16 protein-coding genes and 1 pseudogene are annotated in these 17,825 nt (G+C 64.3%); 9 read left to right on the top strand and 8 right to left on the bottom strand.

Going from position 1 to position 17,825, the window contains the following annotated elements; all coding sequences use genetic code 11:
* Positions 1-384: 384 nt before the first annotated feature.
* Positions 385-774, top strand: a complete 390-nt coding sequence (locus VMI09_14700; GenBank protein HTQ25937.1) for a hypothetical protein — start codon at positions 385-387, stop codon at positions 772-774.
* Between the two features lie 13 nt (positions 775-787).
* A complete protein-coding gene (locus tag VMI09_14705) occupies positions 788-1,621 on the top strand; it encodes an alpha/beta hydrolase (GenBank protein HTQ25938.1) in 834 nt (277 codons plus the stop codon).
* Between the two features lie 152 nt (positions 1,622-1,773).
* Here the strand turns inward: VMI09_14705 and VMI09_14710 are convergent, their stop codons facing one another.
* The 3 genes from VMI09_14710 to VMI09_14720 all read right to left on the bottom strand — a co-directional run bounded on the left by VMI09_14710 (position 1,774) and on the right by VMI09_14720 (position 3,730).
* Positions 1,774-2,187, bottom strand: coding sequence for a hypothetical protein (locus VMI09_14710; protein ID HTQ25939.1), 414 nt, complete (start codon positions 2,185-2,187; stop codon positions 1,774-1,776).
* 5 nt (positions 2,188-2,192) lie between these two features.
* A complete protein-coding gene (locus VMI09_14715) occupies positions 2,193-3,266 on the bottom strand; it encodes an LLM class flavin-dependent oxidoreductase (GenBank protein HTQ25940.1) in 1,074 nt (357 codons plus the stop codon).
* 143 nt (positions 3,267-3,409) lie between these two features.
* On the bottom strand, positions 3,410-3,730 hold the full coding sequence (locus VMI09_14720; GenBank protein ID HTQ25941.1) for a muconolactone Delta-isomerase family protein: 321 nt from the start codon (positions 3,728-3,730) through the stop codon (positions 3,410-3,412).
* Positions 3,731-3,985: 255 nt separating this feature from the next.
* On the opposite strand from VMI09_14720, the gene VMI09_14725 reads away from it, so the two are divergent.
* The 3 genes from VMI09_14725 to VMI09_14735 all read left to right on the top strand — a co-directional run bounded on the left by VMI09_14725 (position 3,986) and on the right by VMI09_14735 (position 6,205).
* Complete coding sequence (locus VMI09_14725; GenBank protein HTQ25942.1) at positions 3,986-5,032, top strand: LLM class flavin-dependent oxidoreductase; 1,047 nt, start codon at positions 3,986-3,988, stop codon at positions 5,030-5,032.
* Between the two features lie 44 nt (positions 5,033-5,076).
* Positions 5,077-5,607, top strand: a complete 531-nt coding sequence (locus tag VMI09_14730; protein ID HTQ25943.1) for a hypothetical protein — start codon at positions 5,077-5,079, stop codon at positions 5,605-5,607.
* Between the two features lie 82 nt (positions 5,608-5,689).
* Entirely contained in the window at positions 5,690-6,205 is a 516-nt protein-coding gene (locus VMI09_14735) for a hypothetical protein (protein ID HTQ25944.1), read from the top strand.
* Between the two features lie 80 nt (positions 6,206-6,285).
* Here the strand turns inward: VMI09_14735 and VMI09_14740 are convergent, their stop codons facing one another.
* On the bottom strand, positions 6,286-6,750 hold the full coding sequence (locus VMI09_14740; GenBank protein ID HTQ25945.1) for a zinc ribbon domain-containing protein: 465 nt from the start codon (positions 6,748-6,750) through the stop codon (positions 6,286-6,288).
* Between the two features lie 14 nt (positions 6,751-6,764).
* Entirely contained in the window at positions 6,765-7,544 is a 780-nt protein-coding gene (locus VMI09_14745) for an N-acyl homoserine lactonase family protein (protein HTQ25946.1), read from the bottom strand.
* A gap of 298 nt (positions 7,545-7,842) precedes the next feature.
* On the opposite strand from VMI09_14745, the gene VMI09_14750 reads away from it, so the two are divergent.
* The 4 genes from VMI09_14750 to VMI09_14765 all read left to right on the top strand — a co-directional run bounded on the left by VMI09_14750 (position 7,843) and on the right by VMI09_14765 (position 14,376).
* Positions 7,843-9,924, top strand: a complete 2,082-nt coding sequence (locus tag VMI09_14750) for a hydantoinase/oxoprolinase family protein (GenBank protein HTQ25947.1) — start codon at positions 7,843-7,845, stop codon at positions 9,922-9,924.
* A gap of 41 nt (positions 9,925-9,965) precedes the next feature.
* On the top strand, positions 9,966-11,771 hold the full coding sequence (locus VMI09_14755) for a hydantoinase B/oxoprolinase family protein (GenBank protein HTQ25948.1): 1,806 nt from the start codon (positions 9,966-9,968) through the stop codon (positions 11,769-11,771).
* A 63-nt stretch (positions 11,772-11,834) separates the two neighbouring features.
* Positions 11,835-13,253, top strand: coding sequence for an aspartate aminotransferase family protein (locus VMI09_14760; protein ID HTQ25949.1), 1,419 nt, complete (start codon positions 11,835-11,837; stop codon positions 13,251-13,253).
* A 10-nt stretch (positions 13,254-13,263) separates the two neighbouring features.
* Entirely contained in the window at positions 13,264-14,376 is a 1,113-nt protein-coding gene (locus tag VMI09_14765; GenBank protein ID HTQ25950.1) for an LLM class flavin-dependent oxidoreductase, read from the top strand.
* Here the strand turns inward: VMI09_14765 and VMI09_14770 are convergent.
* The 3 genes and pseudogenes from VMI09_14770 to VMI09_14780 form a co-directional block, all read right to left on the bottom strand.
* Positions 14,351-15,997: a response regulator gene (locus VMI09_14770; protein ID HTQ25951.1), complete on the bottom strand. Its 1,647-nt coding sequence runs from the start codon at positions 15,995-15,997 to the stop codon at positions 14,351-14,353. The two genes, VMI09_14765 and VMI09_14770, sit on opposite strands and share 26 nt — an antisense overlap.
* A gap of 70 nt (positions 15,998-16,067) precedes the next feature.
* Positions 16,068-17,366, bottom strand: a pseudogene (locus VMI09_14775) (PAS domain-containing protein).
* Positions 17,261-17,825 (bottom strand): PAS domain S-box protein (locus tag VMI09_14780; GenBank protein ID HTQ25952.1); only part of this gene is annotated, 565 nt, incomplete at its 5' end. The pseudogene VMI09_14775 and the gene VMI09_14780, both read right to left, overlap by 106 nt.

The following is a 17,825-nucleotide window of genomic DNA, read 5'->3' on the forward strand; positions in this document are numbered from 1 at the left end:
CGAAATGCGCAGGCTAGGACTGTCGGACGCGGTCGCGGCACCAGCCGCGGCGGTCAACCAACGCTGGTGGTCTTGCGCCGCCAAGCTGGTTCACGCCGGACTCACCACTCGCTACTACGACCGCCTCGGAGTGCCCAGACCTGCCCACTAACCTCAACCTTCCGAACCGCCGGATGCGGACCCGCATGTCCGGTGGTGTGGCAGGGGAGTAGCGCTGCGGCGCTACCCCCTATGCCGATTGCCCCGGGCGCCTCGAGTAGACGTTAACGACGCGGATGCTGCGGCGCGGCCTCTCCGATCCGGACCGCGCCCCTTGAGCGATGAACCGCACCTGCGGTATGGATGGCGAACGGGGAAGGCCCCACAACCGCCAGGAGGAAAGCTATGCCTGCCTTCGACGTTCGATGGGTGGAGCGCTGGCAGAAGATGGTCAACCGGGACAGCGTCGCGCGCCTGCTCGGCCGCCATTTCAGCGCCGACGTGATGCTCGAGTTTGGGCCGAATGCCTACGTGGTAAGCTTCAACAAGGGCGAGATTGACCGGGTGCAGCATGAGATCGGCGCCGAGAGCGCTTACCAGTTCGCGCTCCGTGCGCCGGCCGAGACCTGGGCCAAGTTCGTGCAGCCGGTTCCGCCGCCGATGTACAACGACATCATCGCGATGTCGCACACGCTGCACGGCCGCCTCAAGATCGAGGGCGACGTCAAGGTGATGTGGCAGAACCTTCGGGCGTTCGCATGGGCGCTCGATCTTATGCGCGCGGTCAAGGAATAGGGGGCGCACTGAGATGGCAAAGATAGAGCCGGTGACCGGACATTACATTCACGTTCCGTTCGAGGGCGAGGAGTACCGGATTTTCTACGAGGAATCCGGCAAGGGCATCCCGCTCGTCTGCCTGCACACGGCGGGCACCGATTCGCGCGAATGGCGCCATCAGCTGAACGACCCCGACATCCGCGAGCGCTTTCACGTGATCGCGTTCGACCTTCCGCGCCACGGCAAATCGATTCCGCCCAAGGGCTGGTGGAAAGAGGAGTACAAGCTCACCGCCAAGTTCTACGCCGATTTCGTGGTCGCGCTCTGCCGCGAGCTCAACCTGGATCGGCCGGTGGTGATGGGCAGCTCGATGGGCGGAAACATCTGCCTGCATCTCGCGCAGCGCTACAGCGACTACTTCCGCGCGCTCATCGCGATCGAAGCCTGTGACTATTCGCCTGGATGGTGGCTCGATTGGCTGTGGCACGCGCAGATCCACGGCGGCGAGGCCTGTGCCACCGCGATCAACGGCCTGATGGCGCCGCAGAGCCCGTTCGAATATCGCCAGGAAACCTGGTGGTACTACTCGCAGGGCGGCCCCGGAATTTTCAAGGGCGACCTCTACTTCTACAGCGTCGATCACGATTTCCGCGAAGATTGCGAGAAGATCTCGGGCAAGATCCCTGTGTACTTCATGACCGGCGTCTATGACTTCGCCTGCACGCCCGAGATGACGCAGAAGACCGCGAAGAAGGTGCGCAACTCCGAGTGCATCATCATGGAGGAGATCGGACATTTCCCGATGTCCGAAAATCCGGTGACGTTCAAGAAGTACCTGATGCCGGTGCTGCAGAAGATAAAGTAGCGCGCCGCATCGGGCGCCGGGTATGGCTCAAACGCGCGACGGGCCCGCGTTTACATGCGGGCCCGTCGCGCGTTGCTTTGCATCGTCAGCGGCCGAGTCCCAGCCGCTCGGCTGGGTCCCCGGGCCGCCGGCGGCTGCGCCGGACCGGCGCGCTAGTTCGTCGGCATCGTGAAGTTGTGACGGCAGAAGTCGCAATCACCGATCACCCGGACGGCGACGCATGATGCGGTGATCATGGTCGCGTCGGCGTTGGGTCCGCTCTTCAGAAAGATCAGCGCGTCCACCTGGTTGCCCCATTTGTCGATCGCCATTTGGCGCAGCTTCTCGTTGATATGCGTGCTGTCGATGGTCTCGGAGTTGAGTGGCTCGCTGTAGCTCAAGTCGCCGAGCTTCTCGTGCGGATTGCTCAGATCGCCGGTCGAGATCAGGATGCGCTCGCGATCGAACGTGGTGTCGCGCTTTAGCGCGACCGCCTTCTGCTCCTGCTGCGCCTGTATCGCGGCCTGGCAGGCCGCCATACAGCAGAGCGCGATTACGATCGCGAGGGCGCGGAGTAAAAACCGCATCGCGGTTACTTCTTCTTTTTCGCCGGGGTTGCCGCCTTGCGCGCCTTGCGCCGAAAATGCGGCATCACCTCCTTGGCGAAAAGCTCCATGCTCCGGCGCACCTTGCGCGGATCCATCCCCGGTAAATCCATCGCCGCCACCAGGTGGGTAACGCGCGTGCGGCCGAAGTAGTCCTCCAGGCCGGCGATCGCCTCGTCCGGAGTGCCGATCAGCAACGGCTCGCCGAACAGCGCGGCGGTCTCCGACTGGCGCAGCTTGCCGACGGGCGGAAGGTTGGAGCCGTACGCCTGGTCGCCCGGGAGGTCGTTGGCCTCGACGAACCACTTGCCGTAGCAGCTCATCATGTAGTGGGCGCCGGCTTCTGCGTCGTCCCACGCCTTGTCGCGCTTCGATGCGACGAAGACGGTCCGCAACTGCGCGATGTTGTAATCCTCGGGTTCGCGTCCATGTTCCACGAGCGCCGCGTCGTACATCTGCTGCTGATCGACGCCGCCGGTGCCCATGAAATGATAGCCGTTGCGCGCGGCGCGCCCGATCGACTTGGGGCCGCGCGCTGCAAGCCAGAGCGGCGGATGCGGCTTCTGCACCGGGCCCGGGATTACGGTGACATTGGTGAGCTTGTTAAACCGCCCGTCCATCGTCACGTTACGCTCGGTCCATACGCGCCGGATAACCTCGGTACCTTCCTCCAGGCGCGGACCGCGCTCGTTGCGCGGGATGTTGAAGCCGACGAACTCCGGCACGCGGTAGCCCTGGCCCAGGCCGAGGTCGAGGCGGCCGTTGGAGATGATATCGACGGTGGCGGCGTCCTCGGCCACGCGCAGCGCGTTGTGGAGCGGCAGCAGGAGCACGAAGGTGCCGATGCGGACCTTCTTGGTGCGCGCGGCGATCGCCGCCGCGATCGGCAGAAGCGACGGCGCATAGCCGTCGTCGACGAAGTGATGCTCGGTCAGCCAGATGGTGTCAAAGCCGAGGTCCTCGGCGGCGACGGCAAGCTCGATTTCCTTGCGATAGAGCTCGGCGAAGGAAACCTTGGCCGGCGGCGGATTGCGGAAGAACAGAGTGAAGCCGAAGTTCACGATTTCTCCTTGGACTGGCGACATGCGTTGCCGGGTCGAAGCGTCCCCGAACCGGGCTGGGGCGCGTTTCGGGATGGAGGCGGGCCAGCTGCGGCCCGCCGCCCCGAAACGATCTATCGACAATTCATCCACTGCGACCGGATCTAGCCCTTGGACAGCTCTTTCAGGTCCTCGGCCCAGTTCTCGTAGGGTCTCAGCGCGAAAACCTCGGTTTCGGCCGCGATATGCGCGTAGCCCATTTTCCAGATCGGCAGTTCGTGAATCGCATGGTCGAGATCGTCGGCGCTCGGCACGTCGATGACGGCGATGATTATTGGGCGGCCGGCGACCTTCCAGATTCCCTTGATCGCGCCGCCTTTTACCGCGGCCAGGGCTGCCTCGGATTCGTGCCGCCACACGGTGTAGAACTCCTTGTTCGACGCGTTGGCGGGCTTGGCGATGTTCGCCTTCAGCATGAAGAGCATGATGAGCCTCCTTTACGGTTATCCGATCCCAAGACTTGTAGCGCGAAACCCGGCGGGCCGAAAGCTTTTCAGTGAGATGTATCCTTCAGTCCGCAGTTCGATTCTGTCGCGTGAAGCCGACGGGAACTCGATTGGGCGCGCGGGCATTTTAATTGGATGGAGCTTCCGCTAAAAGGCATGGGTGGCTGGCGCGGCCCGTTTTTCATGACTTCCCCTTAAATCTTTGAGTTGAGCCGCCCGCCCCGGGAGAATCCGATGGCTTCGTTCGCTTACATGCCGGACACGCACGGCGGACCGTATGCGCAGCCCGAGCCCGAACCCGAACGCTCTGCAAACTTCGCCCAGCAGTTGCTGAGCGAGGCCGAGCAGGCCGAGCGCTGCGGTTTTGACGGCGTCTTCGTGCCCGAGCGCCATGCCCGCACCGAATGCATGTTTCCGAGTCCGCTGCCGTTGCTGGCGGCGATCGCGGCGCGCACCAGGCGGGTCAAAATAGGCACCGATATCCTGATGCCGGCGCTCTACAACCCGGTGCATCTCGCGCAATCGACCGCGCTGATCGACGTGCTCTCGCGCGGACGGCTGATCTTGGGCGTCGGCGCGGGCTATCACAAGGACTACTTCGCGCACTTCGGAATTCCGATCAAACAGCGCGAGGGCCGTTTCGAGGAGACGATGGAAATCGTCCAGAAGGCGTGGACCACCGTCGGACCCTTCGCCCATCATGGCAAGTACTTCAATTTCGACGCGATTCACGTGACGCCCAAGCCCTATCAGCGGCCGCGTCCGCCTATCTGGATCGGTGCGTTCGGACCGAAGTCGATCGCTCGGGCGGGCCGGATGAGCGACGCATGGTCGGCGGCGCCGTTCTTCGATCGCATCGAGAACATCAAGGCCCAGGTCTCGATTTATCGCGAGGCGGCTGCCAAGGCCGGCCGCAAGCCCAGCATCGCGCTGTTTCGCGACGGATGGCTCGCGTCGAGCCGCGAAGAGGCCGAGCAGACGTTCGGCCGCCTGTGGTTGGAAGAATGCAAGTTTTACTTTAGAAATGGCATGCTTGTGCCAACAGAGGATTTCGCCTCGGAGAGCGACTTTACGCTGGACAAGATCCGCGGCCGGGGGCATGCGATTGTCGGCACCAAGGACGACTGGCTCGAGGCGCTCGACCGCTGGAACACGATAATGGGTGGCGTGGACTGGTACGTCCTGCGTATCAGGGTCCCGCTTGGCCCGTCACCCGAGAAGGTGCTCGAATGTATCCAGCGCCTCGGCGAGGAAGTCCTGCCCAAGGCGCGCAAAGCTTGAGCGCAAGAGCGTTGCGCCGGCGCCGGAGAGGGGTTTGTAGGCCTATGCGACGACGTTTTGTCACAGTGGCGATGCTTCTGGCGCTCGGCGTATGGTCCTGCTCGAGCGGGAGCGGCGGCCAATCGAATTCCGTTGCAAATCCTCCGGCGGCAGGGGCCGGCGAAGCGAGCCCTGTTGGCTCGGCCGCGTCTCCCGATCCGCTCACGGACTTCACTGGAATCTGGAAGGGCACGTCGGTCAGCACGATGAACGCGGCCATGGTGAAAATCACCTTCAAGCTCAAGCGCGAGGGCAACCAGCTAAAAGGCGATTACCTATGCAGACCGGGCAATGCGATCTGCCGCAACAACACTCCGCACGGATGGGTGACCGGACAGGTGAACGCCCGCGGCTTTCGCGTCGCGATGGAAGATACGAGCTGGTGCATGTATTTTATGGATGACTTCTATCCGCCGAAGGCTGATGGCGAGTACACCTGTTATATGAACGGCGGTATCGCGGACCAGGGGACGTTCAAGCTCAAGGGCCCGCCGACTGACTCGGGCGAGGAGGGCGCGCCGCCGGCTAAACCGTAAGTTCGGTGCGCCTTGGCCAAAACAATAATTAAAGCGAATGATGAAGTTGTTGCCAGTAAAATTGTCGAATGGACTGCCAGCCATGTCGTCGCGATACGGGGCGCAGGGAGCTCTGGCCCTGGCGCTCGCCGCTATCGTGCTGTCGATCGCCGGATGCTTCGAATTCGAGGTGCCGACGCCGTCGACCACCGTCAGCCCGATGACTTCCGTGATGCGTCCAGCCAAGGCGTCTGATTGTCCGATACAGGTGCTGACCTCGATGCCTACCACCGACGTTCAGCAACTCGCGCTGTTGGATACCTGGGGCGATCAGTCGGCCAAAGACGTGGACCTCCTGCCGGTGATCAAGCGCAAGGCGTGCGAGATTGGAGCCGACGCGATCGTGATCACCTCGGACAAGAGTCAGCACGAGGGCGATCAACTGGTAGGCTGGGACTCGGGCGCCAGTTCCACCGTCTCGGCGAAGAGCGCTAACGTGTCGCAGCGCATGCACGACCCCGAAGTCGGCGAGGTCGGCCACGGCGGCCATTACATGAGCGGCGTGGCGATAGCGTTCGTCAAGGGCGGCCCGCAAACCACCTCGTCCGCGGGCCAGTAATTCCGACCTCCACCCCGTGTCCGGGGGAGAAGGTCAGAAATGACGTCAGAAACGACGATCAAAAATCCCCGAAGCGGAATTCAGGCGGGCGGCCGCGGGCGGCTTGCCGCCGCTTTGGCCTTGGCCGCGTTCGCCTTGCGCACGGCGGTCATCGCCGCGTGCGAGCGCGAATGGCCGTGCTCGTGCGCCGCGGCGGCTGGCTTGGCCGGCGGCGGCGCTCCGCGCTTGTTCTCGGCTTCCTCGCGCGCGTGCACCTTGTCGTCGTACTCGGCGCCGCGTCCGTGCTTATACGCGGCGTAGCGCGCCGCCGATCGATCATCCATCCAGCATAGCCGCGCCGCCGGTGGCACCTTGAGCTGCGTTACGTCCTGCGTCGAGCTCGCGCGCGTTCCGCCTTCGACCGTGAAGGCGACCGCCGAGATGATGCGGCGCGCGGCGCGGCCGCAGTTAGGGCAGGGGCGCGAGCGCATCCCCGATGAACTGAGCGGTGCGAGCACCTCGAAGGTGAGCTCGCACCGCTCGCAACGGCATTCATAAAGCGGCATCTATAAGGTCCGCGTTATTCGACCTTGTGCGGATACTCCTTCCAGTCGTCAGGATCGTGCGTGATCCACATCGTGGCGCCCCACATGTCGCGGATCGCCTTGATTCGCCGCAGCGAATGGACCGACTGGAAAGGATTCACGTCGATTCCCATCGTCGCTTCCGCGTTGACCGCGGCGCGCAGATGCGTCGTGTCGCCGGTCAGCAGGAACCTGCGATTAGGGAGGTTCACCAGCAGCGAGCACTCGCCTGGCGTATGACCGGGCGTGAGCAGGAATTGCAGCGCCCCGTCGCCGAACAGATCGAAGTCGCAATCCAGCTCCATCCACTTGTACGAGCGGGTCGGCAGGAAGTCGTTGAGGATGAAAGCCCATCGCCGATCCACGTCCGGCCAGTAGGCGTACTGCAGCTCCCGGCTGCCGACCAGGAAGGTGGCGTTGGGAAAATAGGTGAGGCCGCCCGAATGGTCGAGATGCGAGTGCGACAGGATGACGTACTTCACGTCCGAGGTCTTGTAGCCGACGTTCTGGATCTGCTTGTCGAGCGTATCGGACTTGCTCCATTTGAGCGGCAGATGGGCTGCCACGTCGCCCCAATATCCGACCGCGTCGTCGATGATCTTCGGGTTGCAGCCGGTGTCGAACAGCACCAGGCCCTTGGGATGCTCGATGAGGAACGAAGGGCACGGCAGATCGAGCATCAAGGTCGCGTCGCCACCATGCATCAGCAGCGACTGCGGCGCGGTGAGCTGCGCGCCGGGCAGCGCCCACATTTTCTTTGCTTTGCCTTCAGCCATGTCTCGCCTCCCCAGTCCTTGATCAATGTGTTTTCGAGCGGTACGTCCGCGTGGTTTGCCCGTCCTCGAGCCGCCGAATCGCTGCCCGTGACGATAACAGCCGAACCTAGATCGCCTGATTTCGAACTGTCAAGGAAAATGCGCGTTAAACATTCAAGCCGGCGGTTTCGGTTTTCATTTGCCCGCGAGGCTGCTAATCCAAACGGACTGATGGAATCTGGTTCGACGCTGGCGCTTCTGCTCTAAATGGAGCGCGCGGCAAGCATCCGCATTCTGGCGACAGGGAGGACCGGCGCAGGTGGCCTATCGGATTGCGATCGACACGGGCGGAACCTTTACCGATCTCGTACTGGCTGACGAACGCGGCGGCCTGGTGCTGGGCAAGTCGCTGACGACCTACGAGCGCATCTTCGTCGGCATCGAAGGCGCGCTCAAGATGGCGTCCGAGCAGCTGGGAGTGGGCGTCGGCGACGTGCTGCGCAACACCGGTCTCGTAATTTACGGCACCACGCACGCGACCAACGCGATTATCGAACGCAACACCGCGCGCACGGCGTTCCTGGTCACCGAAGGGTTCCCCGACATCCTCGTGCTGCGCGAAGGCGGCAAGCTCGATCCCTTCAACCTCGCATACCCGCCGATCGAGCCATATGTGCCGAGGCGCCTTACGTTCGAGATTCGCGAGCGGATCGATTCCGAGGGCAACGCCGTAGTGCCGCTCGACGAGGAGCAGGCGCGCGCGACGCTTCGCCGCGTAGCTCAGCGCGGGGTCGAGGCGATCGCGGTTTGCCTCTTGTGGTCGCCGGCGAATCCGGCGCACGAGGAGGCGCTCGGCCGTCTGATCGAGGCGGAGCTGCCGGGCGTTCCCTACACGCTATCCTCGCGGCTCAACCCGATCATCCGCGAATATCGCCGCGCATCGTCGGCGGCGATCGACGCCTCGCTGAAGCCGCTGATGCAGCGCCATCTGCGCGACATGGAGGAGGATTTTCGCCGCGCCGGCTTCGCCGGGCAACTGCTGGTCGCGACCTCTTTCGGCGGCGTGATGCACGCGGGCGACGTCGTCCAGCGCCCCATCTTCCTGGTCAAATCGGGGCCCGCGATGGCGCCGGTCGCCGGACGCACCTATGGCGAGGCCGAGGTCGGCCCGCGCGATCTCATCGTGTGCGACGCGGGCGGCACCAGCTTCGACGTGAGCCTCGTGCACGATCGCACGATCACGTTCACGCGCGAGACCTGGCTCGGCTCCATCTTTACCGGGCATATCACCGGGATGGCGTCGGTTGACGTCCGCAGCATCGGCGCCGGCGGCGGCTCCATCGCCTGGATCGATCCCGGCGGATTGCTGCGCGTCGGCCCTCAGAGCGCGCGCGCCGAACCGGGCCCGGCATGCTACGGCAGCGGCGGCACCGAGCCGACGGTCACCGACGCGGCGGCGGTGCTGGGCTATATCGATCCGGACTACTTCTTGGGCGGACGGATGCGGCTGCACGCCGACGCCGCCGCGACCGCGGTTGGGAAAATCGCCTCGCGTCTGGGCCTTGATCTGAAGGATGCGGCGCGCGCGATCATGGAGGTTGCCGGCGATCACATGGTTGGCGCGATCAAGGACATCACGATTAACCAGGGTATCGATCCGCGCGAGAGCCTGCTGGTCGCGGGCGGCGGCGCCGCCGGGCTCAATATCGTGCCGATCGCGCGGGAGCTAGGATGCCGCCAGGTTCTAGTCCCGCGCACGGCCGGCGCGCTCAGCGCCTGCGGCGGCCAATACTCGGATATCGTGAGCGAGTTCACGCAAAGCGCGTTCGCGTTCACCGGCGACTTTTCGTTCGACACGGTCAACCGGGTTCTGGACGACATAACCGCGTCGATGGAGCGGCTGGAGGCCGAGTTGCGCGAACGCGGGCTCACGCGCTTTAGGCGCGAGTACTTCGTCGAGGCGCGCTATCCGTACCAGGTATGGGAACTCGACGTTGCGCTGCCCCGCGGCAGGTTCGACGGCCAGGCCGACCTCGATGCGATGATCGGGGCGTTTCATCGCGAGCACGAGCGAGTCTTCGCGGTCAAGGAGCCGGGCCAGCAGGTCGAATGCGTTTATTGGCGGGGCAGGGTGACCGCAGCGCTGACCGGGCCGCCGCTCAGTAAAACGGCCGCGCATGCTGCGGCCCTGCCGGCGCCGAGAAGCAACCGCGCGATGTTTTTTGCGGGCCATCGCGACCTCGAGACACCGCGCTATCATGGCGAGAGCCTTGCGCCGGGGATGACGCTCGAGGGACCCGCGATCATCGATGAGCCGACCACCACGATAGTCGTCTATCCGGGCAGCCGCGCGCGCGTGACCGAATTGCACAACTACCTGCTCGAGGTCGGCGACGCCTAGGCGGCGGGACCGGGCAGGGAAGGGCGAGGTAGAAAACCGTCATGGCCACCAGTACACGAACCGCGGACGGAAAGCTCGACGCGGCGCTGCTCGCCGTAATTGCCAACCGCCTCGACAGCGTATGCCGCGAGATGACCAACACGCTGCTCCGCTCGGGCCGCTCGGCGGTGCTGAACATGGCGCGCGATTTTTCCTGCTCGCTGATTACCGGCGACAACCAGATGCTGGCCTCCGCCGAGGGTCTGCCGGTCCACGTCTTCGGCTCGCAGTTCCTGGGCGAGGCGATGTGCAATCTGCATCCGAATCTCGTCGAAGGCGACGCTTTTTTGCATAACGACGTGTACCTCGGCAACACGCACAGCGCCGACCATACGATCCTGGTGCCGGTGTTCGTCGAGGGCGAGCATCTCTTCACCTGCTGCGCGAAGGCTCATCAGGCGGACTGCGGCAACAGCTTGCCGACCACCTACGCGCCTTTTGCCGGCGACGTTTACGAGGAAGGCGCGCTCAACTTTCCCTGCGTCCAGGTCCAGCGCAACTATCACGACATCGACGACATCATCCGGATGTGCAGGCGGCGGATCCGCGTGCCCGACCAATGGTACGGCGATTACCTGGCGATGGTCGGTTCGGCGCGGATCGGCGAGCGCCGGCTGAAGGAGCTGACCGCCAAGTTCGGCAAGGAGCTGATTCGCGAATTCATCCGGGAGTGGTTCGACTACTCCGAGCGCCGGATGATCCATGCGCTGAAGGAGCTTCCGTCGGCGGAATTCACCGGCACCGGCGCCCACGATCCGTTCCCCGCCGTGCCCGAGGGCGTGCCGCTGAAGGTCAAGGTCAAGATCGACGCGGCCGAGGGCCGGGTCGAGATCGATCTGCGCGACAATATCGATTGCGTGCCGTGCGGGCTGAACGAATCGAAGACCTGCGCGATCAACAACACGGTGACGGGACTGTTCAATTCGATCGATCCGGGCGTGCCGCACAACGCCGGCAGCTTCCGGCGCATCACGGTGCATCTGCGCGAGAACTGCGTGGTCGGAATCCCGCGCTTTCCGACCTCGTGCTCGGTCGCGACCACCAATATCGGCGACCGCCTGGTCAACATCACGCAGGCCGCGTTCGCCCAGCTCGGCGAGGGCTACGGGCTTGCCGAGGGCGGCCTCGGGATGGGCCCCGGCTACGGGGTTATTTCGGGCGGCGATTTTCGCCGCGGCGGCGCGCCCTACGTCAACCAGCTTTTCATCAGCGCCAACGGCGGCCCGGGCACCCCGCACAACGACGGCTGGATCAACTACGGCCTGCCCGTGGTGGCGGGCCTGATGTATCGCGACAGCATCGAGATCGATGAGCAGAAATATCCAATCATCTACCGGGCAATTCGGCTGGTGGCCGACTCGGGCGGCGCGGGCCGCTTCCGCGGCGCGCCCGGCGCGCGCGTGGAATACGGCCCCCGCAACGACGCGATGACCGTGGTCTATCCGCTCGACGGCCACCACAACCCGCCCAAAGGCGTGCTCGGCGGGCATACGGGCGAGGCCTGCTACGCGGCCAAGATCGATCGCGAGGGCGACGAGCACGAGCTGCCCTCGGTGTCGGCCGAGCAGATCCAGCCCGGCGAATATATAGTCGGAATGGACAGCGGCGGCGGCGGCTACGGCAGCCCGCTCGATCGCGATCCCGAGATGGTGCGGACGGACGTGCTCGAGGGACTGGTTACGCCGGAGCAGGCGCGGCAGGTGTACGGCGTGATGTTCGCCGGGCGCGCAGAAGACGAGTCGCTCGCCGTCGATCGCGAGGCCACGGCCAAATGGCGCGGGGCGCTCAGAGGAAAATCCGGCGCCTGAAACCCGCCCGAGACTCTAGGAGCGGCGGCGCGGCAGCGCAATCGGAAAACAGGAGAAGCTTTCATGGCTACGGCACAGAAACCGGCGGGCGCGAAGAGCGCGCTGCGTTTTGAAATCGACGCGAAGAGGCTCGAAGAACTCGATCGCAAGCACAAACTGCCGGGTTTCGCGTCGCCCGCCGAGCATGCGGCCAAGGGCCCGCTGATCATCGCCCGCGGCAAGGGCGTTTACGTATGGGACGCCAACGGCAAGCAGTATCTCGACGGCAGCTCGGCGATCTGGAACGTCAATCTCGGTTTCGGCAACAAGGAAATCGCCGACGCGGTCGCCCAGCAGCTCGAAACGCTGTCGTTCCATCTCGGGCTGCTCAACATCTCGACGCCGCCCGCGATCGAGCTCGCCGCGCGGCTCGCCGCGCTGGCGCCGCCCGCGCTCAACCGTGTCTTTTTCACCAGCGGAGGTTCGGAAGCCAATGAATCGGTGATCCGGATTACGCGGCTGTACCAGCGCCTGCGCGGTTTCAAGCACAAGACGGTCGCGATCGCCCGCATCAAGGGCTACCACGGCTCGTCGTGCGGCGCCGCGAGCCTGACCGGGATCGATCACTTCCACGAGTTCTTCGAGCCGATGCTGCCCGACGTGCGGCACATCGCGCCGCCTTACTGCTATCGCTGCCCGCTCGGCAAGGAATACCCCTCCTGCGCGGTCGCGTGCGCTGACGAACTCGAAAAAGCGATTCTCGCCGAGGGGCAGGACCGGGTCGCCTTCTTCATCGCAGAGCCGGTGATGGGGGCGGGCGGCGTGATTCCCGCGCCCAAGGAATATTGGACGCGCATCCGTCAGATTTGCGACAAGTACGACGTGCTGATGGTCGCGGACGAAGTCATCACCGGCGCGGGGCGCACCGGCAAGATGTTCGCCTGCGAGCACTGGGACGTCCGCCCGGACATCATCTCGTGCGCCAAAGGCATCAGCAGCGGCTATCTGCCGCTCGGCGCGGTGATCGTTCACGAACGGATATACAAGACGCTGCTGGAGTCGCCGGCCGGCGCGGCGGTGTGGCACGGCTTTACCAACACGGGCAATCCGGCGTGCTGTGCGGCCGGGCTCAAGACGCTCGAGATCATGGAGCGCGACGGCGTCGTCGAAAACGCGCGCAAGATGGGTGAGCGGCTGGGCCAGCGGCTGCAGGAGCTGCGCAGCTCGCCGATCGTGGGTGATATCCGCGCGCTCGGCCTGATGGCCGCGGTCGAACTGGTGCGCGATCCGCGCACGCGCGAGGCGTTCCCGGAGGCGCTTGGCGTCGGCGCCCACTTCCGCGACACGGCGCGCGAACAGGGGCTGCTGATCCGCGCGGTCGGCGACAGCGTGTGCATGTCGCCGCCGCTCATCATCACCGCCCGGGAGATCGATCTGCTGATCGAGAAGCTCAAGGCAACGCTCGTCGAAACCGAATCGTGGCTTGCGGCACAGAAGCAGTAGTTACAGGCGAATGGCACGAACGGCTATACTCGAGCGCCCCAACTGTCCGCTCTACAACGATCAGAAGCTCAAGCTCGGGCTCTTCGGCACCAACTGCAGCAACGGCCTGACCGTCTCCCACGCCGAGACCACCTACCGCGCGACGTGGGAGCACAGCCTCGCGATCGCGCGGCACGCCGAAGCGATGGGGTTCGAGATGCTGGTGCCGATCGCGCGCTGGCGCGGGTTCGGCGGCACCACCGATTTCAACGGCACCTGCTTTGAAACAAACACCTGGGCGGCGGGGCTCGCGGCGGCGACCGAGCGCATCATGGTCTTTTCGACCTCGCACGTGCCGACCGTCCATCCGATCGTCGCGGCCAAGCAGAGCGTGACCGTCGATCACATCTCGCGCGGACGCTTCGGCTTGAACCTGGTGATGGGCTGGTTCACGCCCGAGATGGAGATGTTCGGCGCGCCTCAGCGCGAGCACGACGAACGCTACGCCTTCGGCGCCGAGTGGCTCAGAATCGTCAAGCGGCTGTGGACCGAGGAAGAGCCGTTCGATCTCGAGGGCAAATATTTCCGCATCAGCCAGGGCCAGGCCCATCCCAAGCCGCTGCAGAAGCCGTATCCGGTGCTGGTAAACGCGGGCAACTCGCCCGCGGGGCTCGAGTTTTCGGCGCGCGAGGTCGATTTTAATTTCCTCACGCTCGATACGATCGAGCATGGCCGGGAAGTGATCGCCGATCTGCGCCGGCGCGCGCACGGATACCGGCGAGAAATCGGCGCCATGACCTATGCGATGATGATCTGCCGCGATAACGAGCGCGAAGCCCTGGAGGTCCGGCGCGAGATCCTCGACAAGGGCGATTGGGGAGCCGCGACCAACATCATGAAGGTGCTGGGAATCGAGAGCGGCTCGTTTCAAGAGCAGATCCGGAGCTTCGGCGAACGCTTCATCCTCGGATGGGGCGGCTATCCGATCGTCGGCACGCCCGAGCAGGCGGTGGATCAGCTCAAGACGATAAGCGCGATGGGAATCGAGGGCGTGATTCTCGGCTTTCTCGACTATCACGAGGAACTCGCCTACTTCGAGCGCGCCGTGATGCCGCTGCTCAAACAGGTGGGATTGCGGCGCTGACCGCCGCGGCCGCCTCCGACGGCGGCGTATCGGAAGAAGCTCCATCGGGAGTCGTGGCCGCCGTCGCATCATCCGGCACGACAACCTCGGCGAGGATGCCCTCAAGGATTTCCGGCTTCACGGGCTTGCTGACGTAGGCGTCCATGCCGGCGTCAAGGCAGGTTTCGCGGTCGCCGCTAAGGGCATTTGCGGTCAGCGCGATTATCCGGGTGTGGCGCTCGGTTCCTTCATGCCGCCGAATCTCCCTGGTGGCCTCGTAACCGTCCATCTCTGGCATTTGACAATCCATAAGGACCGCGTCGTAAGGTATCCGGATCGCCGCCTCGACCGCCTCGCGTCCGTTGGCCACGCAATCGACCTCGACGCCCATCTTTTTCAGCTGGAACTTCGCCATCTTCTGGTTGATCGAGTTGTCCTCGGCGAGCAGAACCCTGAGCCTCCGTCCCGCGGGCAGCTTCGCGCGAGATGAAGGCTCGGCCGATGCGCTATCCGCCATCGCTACGGACTGCTTCTCCGGCCTGGTGCGTTGTTTGTGCACCAGGGCATTGAGGAGAGCGTTATAAAGCAAGGATTGCGGTATCGGCTTGGTCAGCCAGGCGTCCACCTCGAGCCCCTGCAGGCGCTGGGCGAAGTCTTGCGCTGTACCCACGGACGACACCAGGATCAGCCCGGTCGCAGCGAGCGCCGGATCGGTCTTGATTCTTCGGCCGAGTTCGATTCCGTCCACTCCAGGCATCTGCACGTCGCTCAGCACGATCTCGAAGGGACGCGAGGCGAGGGCCGCGCGCATTATGTCGAGCGCGGCCTCGGCCGACTCGGCGGTCGCGGCTTCCATCTTCCACGCGGCCAGTTGGGCTCCCAGGATCCGCAGGCTGGTCGCATTGTCGTCGACGATGAGCGCCTTCACATTGGCGAACGAGGCGAAGCGCTCCGAGGGCTGTTTCCCGACGTGCAGCGCGCGGGCGAATTTCACCGTGAACCAGAAGGTGGTACCGCACTCGGGCGTGCTCGACACGGACATAGTTCCGCCCATGCATTCCACCAGTTGACGCGCGATCGAGAGGCCGAGGCCGGTGCCTCCAAAGTGGCGAGTGGTCGAGGCGTCAACCTGGCTGAACGGTTGGAACAGCAGGTGTAGCTTGTCTTCGGGGATTCCGGCGCCGGTGTCGTGCACCTCGAAACGCAGGATTATTCCTCTGGGGTTTTCGCTGAGATTGTCGACCTGCACGGCGACCTCGCCGTGGGCGGTAAACTTGATCGCGTTGCCGAGCAGGTTGAGCAGCACCTGGCGCAGGCGGCCGGGATCGCCGCGCAACGCCTGCGGCACCTCGGGGTCGATCGATATAGTCAATTCGAGGCCCTTGCGCCGGGCCTGCTCGGCGACCAGCTCGACGGCCCCCTCGACTGCGGCGCTCAACTCGAAATCGATCTCTTCGAGCTGCACCTTGCTGGCGGCAAGCTTGGAGAAATCCAGAATTTCGTTGATCAACGTGAGCAGCGCTTCGCCGCTCTCGCGCACGTCGTGGGCGTACTCGCCCTGCTCCGGCGTCAGCTTGGTGTCGAGCAGCAGGCCGGTCATCCCGATGACCAAATTGAGCGGCGTGCGGATCTCGTGGCTCATGTTGGCCAGGAACGCCGACTTCGCGAGCCGCCTCTAGGGCGGCATCGCGCGCCGCGGTCAGCTCGGCCTCGAGGTGCTTGCTCGCGCTGATGTCGTGCGCGATGACCGAGAAACTCGCGGCCTTGCTGGCGGAATCGAAAATCGGCGAGCGGGTGATGAGGACCTCGACGCTGCTGCCGTCCTTGCGCTGACGCGTCGTTTCGAAGTGCTCGGCCTTGCCCGTGTGCGAGCCTGCGCTAAGCTGTTCGAGCATCTCGGCACGGCGGGCGAGCGGCACCAGCATCGCCACGTTGCGCCCGATCATCTCGTCGGCGCTGTAGCCGAAGAGCCGCTCGGCCGCGGCATTCCAGCTTGTGACCGTAAGGTCGGTCGATTCGCTGTAGATCGCGTCGCCCGACGCGCCGACGATCGAGGCAAGCAACGATCGCTCCTTTTCGCCACGTTTTTGCTCGCTGATGTCGCGCACGCCGATGATCACGCCGCGCACGGTGCCGTCGTCGTTCTTGAACACCGAGGCGTTCAGCGACACCGGAATCTCTTCGGTGGTCCTGGTCAGCAGGCATGCTTCAGCTTCGCGCACCAGCTCCGTTTCGAGTGCTCGCCGCACGACTTCCCGGATCCGTTCGGGCTCGGTAAAAATCGAGGCGAGTGCGACGCCCACCAGATCGTCGCGCCGGTAACCTGTAAGACGCCCCGACTGTTCGTTGATATCGGTCAAGATGAGGTCAGAGTTGGTGACGAGCAGCGCATCCGGAGAAAATTCGACCAGGCTGCGGCTGTATTGGCGTTCTTCGGCGAGCTTGTGCTGGATGGAGCGCTGCTCGGTGACGTCGCGCGCCACCCCGAAGATGCCCGAGACCGTGCCCTCGCCCGAGAAAACCGATGCATTGAAGGAGCCCAGGATTTGCCTGCCGCTGACCGCGCGCAAGACGAGGTCAAAGTTGGTTATCGAGCCCTCAGCGAGCGTCGTTTCGATCGCGGTCACGGCGTGTTGCGGCTCGGTGAAATAACTGTCGAAGCGGCTGCCGATCAGGATTCGCTTGGGCACCTCGGTGAGCTTCGCGAGTTGTTCGTTGGCGTCGGTGATGCGCAGGTTGCGGTCGACCACCACCATCGCGTCAATCGAGGACTCGATAAGGCCGCGGGTGTAGTCGCGCGCCTCGCGCAGGTCCTTTTCGATTTCCTTGAGGTGCGTGATGTCGCGCCCGATTCCCGCGCTCCCGACAATCGTTCCGCTCGGGTCTCGGATGGGAAAAGCACTGATCAGGGAGGTGAACCAGGTCCCGTCCTTGCGCTGCGCGCGCTGCTCGAAGGATATGGGCTCCCCGGTTTCCAGCAGGCGCCGGTCGGCCTCGAGCGCGCGCGGCAGCTCCGGTGGTGGAACGAAAGATTGAACCCCCGGCCGATCGCTTCCCTGGCCGGATAACCGTAGATGTTCTCGGCGGCCGGGTTCCAGCTCGTGATCTTGATCTCGCGCGAGAACCCGATAATCGCGTCGTGCGAGGAGTTAACGACCGTCGCCAGCGCTGCCATTTCGCGTTCGGCGCGCCTGCGCTCGGTAACGTCGCGCAGGATGGTTGACATACCGATGACCTTGCCGCCGGCATCCCGAATCGCACAGGCGACGAGCGATACTTCGATCGGCGTGCCATCCTTTTTCCGCACCACAACTTCCAGCGCGCGCATCGCGTCGGAGTCCGGTTTTATCGTCGCAAGGTCTTCCGCCATCATCGCTTGCGCCTGCGCGCGGTCCTGCGGCGGAACATAGACGTCGAGCGGAGACCGTCCCAGTACTTCCTGCTCCTTGTAGCCGAGCAGTCTTTGCCCT

This window comes from Candidatus Binataceae bacterium, assembly GCA_035500095.1.
Taxonomy (GTDB): Bacteria; Desulfobacterota; Binatia; order Binatales; family Binataceae; genus JAKAVN01.

Excerpts from the sequence above, each read along its gene's own strand:
- VMI09_14700 (HTQ25937.1), top strand. The coding sequence starts at position 385 with ATGCCTGCCTTCGACGTTCGATGGGTGGAGCGCTGGCAGAAGATGGTC.
- VMI09_14705 (HTQ25938.1), top strand. The coding sequence starts at position 788 with ATGGCAAAGATAGAGCCGGTGACCGGACATTACATTCACGTTCCGTTC.
- VMI09_14710 (HTQ25939.1), bottom strand. The coding sequence starts at position 2,187 with ATGCGGTTTTTACTCCGCGCCCTCGCGATCGTAATCGCGCTCTGCTGT.
- VMI09_14720 (HTQ25941.1), bottom strand. The coding sequence starts at position 3,730 with ATGCTCTTCATGCTGAAGGCGAACATCGCCAAGCCCGCCAACGCGTCG.
- VMI09_14725 (HTQ25942.1), top strand. The coding sequence starts at position 3,986 with ATGGCTTCGTTCGCTTACATGCCGGACACGCACGGCGGACCGTATGCG.
- VMI09_14730 (HTQ25943.1), top strand. The coding sequence starts at position 5,077 with ATGCGACGACGTTTTGTCACAGTGGCGATGCTTCTGGCGCTCGGCGTA.
- VMI09_14735 (HTQ25944.1), top strand. The coding sequence starts at position 5,690 with ATGTCGTCGCGATACGGGGCGCAGGGAGCTCTGGCCCTGGCGCTCGCC.
- VMI09_14740 (HTQ25945.1), bottom strand. The coding sequence starts at position 6,750 with ATGCCGCTTTATGAATGCCGTTGCGAGCGGTGCGAGCTCACCTTCGAG.
- VMI09_14745 (HTQ25946.1), bottom strand. The coding sequence starts at position 7,544 with ATGGCTGAAGGCAAAGCAAAGAAAATGTGGGCGCTGCCCGGCGCGCAG.
- VMI09_14755 (HTQ25948.1), top strand. The coding sequence starts at position 9,966 with ATGGCCACCAGTACACGAACCGCGGACGGAAAGCTCGACGCGGCGCTG.
- VMI09_14760 (HTQ25949.1), top strand. The coding sequence starts at position 11,835 with ATGGCTACGGCACAGAAACCGGCGGGCGCGAAGAGCGCGCTGCGTTTT.
- VMI09_14765 (HTQ25950.1), top strand. The coding sequence starts at position 13,264 with ATGGCACGAACGGCTATACTCGAGCGCCCCAACTGTCCGCTCTACAAC.
- VMI09_14770 (HTQ25951.1), bottom strand. The coding sequence starts at position 15,997 with ATGAGCCACGAGATCCGCACGCCGCTCAATTTGGTCATCGGGATGACC.